General features: G+C 64.0%; 2 protein-coding genes. One reads left to right on the forward strand and one right to left on the reverse strand.

The features are described 5' to 3' along the window. Positions 1-385: 385 nt before the first annotated feature. Positions 386-739 carry a c-type cytochrome gene (locus tag I6U14_RS15765; protein WP_296900474.1) on the forward strand — a complete coding sequence of 118 codons (354 nt, stop codon included), beginning with the start codon at positions 386-388 and terminating at the stop codon, positions 737-739. Positions 740-828: 89 nt separating this feature from the next. Here I6U14_RS15765 and I6U14_RS15770 read toward each other — a convergent pair whose 3' ends face one another. Then, the gene (locus tag I6U14_RS15770) at positions 829-1503 is read right to left on the reverse strand and encodes a cytochrome c (RefSeq protein ID WP_367115678.1); all 675 of its coding nucleotides are present in this window, start codon (positions 1501-1503) and stop codon (positions 829-831) included. Positions 1504-1795: the final 292 nt, after the last annotated feature.

Here is a 1795-nt window from a genome sequence, read left to right on the forward strand (position 1 = left end):
CGACATCCGCGTATCCCGTCAGCGGCAAGAAATCCCGGGGGCGACGATCATGCACCGCCACAAGCCGGTGCCAGTGTGTCCCCGTGTGTACGCCGCGACTGCCCTGGGTTTCGGCTGTCGATCATCAACGAGCGCAGGCTCCGCCGTCGGCGCGCGCGGGGCGCTGAAGCGTGCCATGGATGCGGAGGCCGGTCGCACGGGACGTTTCGCAGAGGCCACGGCTCGGACGCAGGCGTGGTGGGATCGGCGCCGCGAGGTACAGACCAGTCCAGGGACGGATGCGCGCTGCTGCATCCGCAACCCAGGACGAAACTAGGGTATGCTTCCCGGCAGGGCCAAGCCCATGGCCACGTGCTAACGACGTTTACCAAAGAGGACCAAGCCCATGAAGCACACCACTTTTGCCAGGAGCCTCGTCTGCCTCGCCCTTGTGACCGCCTCCGCCGCTTCTCTTGCTGAGGAAGCCAGCGACCAGTCTGGGCAGGAGCTCTTCAAATTTCACGGCTGTGCTAACTGTCATGGCGCCGATGGTAAATCGCCCGTCAGCAAGCTGGTCCCGGAGCTGGCTGGGAAGCCCGCGGATGAGTTGTACGCCAACGCCACCAAGATTCTGAGCGGTGAGGGGACGAGCGAAGAATCGAAGCTCATGCACGCCGCATTCTATTCCCCGAGCAACTGCGATTCCCCGCCCACCGACGAACAAGTGAAGCTCATCACGGGCTGGCTCGCCACGCAGTAGCAGCACGCGCGGGCTGCGGCCCGACGCGCGCCACTTCTCTGCTAGATGGAGTCGCCGGGGCGCTCGCGCCAAACCTGCGACTGGCGCCCCTAATGCGAATCGCCGTTTGCCGTTTCGTCCTGCGCGAGCGCCTTGGTAGCATCCACCTGCCCATAGTAGGCACTGACCGCCGCCAGGTCTGCGTCGCTGAGCTTGGCGAGTCGGTTGCGCATTTTGTCGGGCTGCGGCATTTGCACGCGCTCTGTGCGGTAGTCCAGCAGCTGCGACAACAAGTATGCTGGCCACTGTCCAGCTAGGCGCGGAATCTCCTTGTCCTGGTACCGCCCGGCATCTTCATGACATTCCGCGCAGTGCTCCTCATGGATCGTTGCGCCCGCCGCTACGAGGTCAGCCTCGGCCGCCACCCGAGCTGGCACCCATTCCCGACCGGCAAAAAACCGTGCCATCTCGCGCAATTCCAATAAGCCGTAGCCCCCGGCGATGCGTCCCATGATGGTCGAGTAACGCTCGCCTTGTTTGAAGTCCTGCATCAGATGCATGAAGTAGCGGGGATCCATGCCCGCGATGCTCGGCACCATGGGGCCTGCGCTCGCACCGTCCGTGCCATGGCACCCGGCGCAGTTCCAGCTGAGGGCCGGTGATGGTTCGTCATCCGCCGCGGAGACAGACGCAAGCGACGCGAGTAACGCTGCGAGAGCGCCGCCGGCGATATGCTGTCGAGATGTCAATGGTTTCCTCCTCCACAGACGGGTGCGCTGGAACATGCCTCACGAGACCGTAGGTGGCCGCAAGGTGCCACAGCGCCTTTCTTTTGGTTCTTTGCTGCCGCCCCACGCGATGTGGGCGTCACTGGGGAGCGGCAAACCCCGGCCGCGCCAACACTCCGCGGCGCCGACACCTTACCCCGTTGCGGAGCCACTTGAACAGTTCTGTATGCGGACGTGGGCAGGATTTCGTAACAGTGTTTCCTCGCTAGGGAAGCGCCAACAAATCGGCGCTTCCCTAAGCCAGCAAGATTGACAGGCGGCGCGCGAGCCGACGCGGCTGATCACTGAG

Origin of the sequence: Thiohalocapsa sp. (genome assembly GCF_019695415.1) — a bacterium.
Lineage (GTDB): Bacteria > Pseudomonadota > Gammaproteobacteria > Chromatiales > Chromatiaceae > Thiohalocapsa.

Excerpts from the sequence above, each read along its gene's own strand:
- I6U14_RS15765 (WP_296900474.1), top strand. The coding sequence starts at position 386 with ATGAAGCACACCACTTTTGCCAGGAGCCTCGTCTGCCTCGCCCTTGTG.
- I6U14_RS15770 (WP_367115678.1), bottom strand. The coding sequence starts at position 1,503 with ATGTTCCAGCGCACCCGTCTGTGGAGGAGGAAACCATTGACATCTCGA.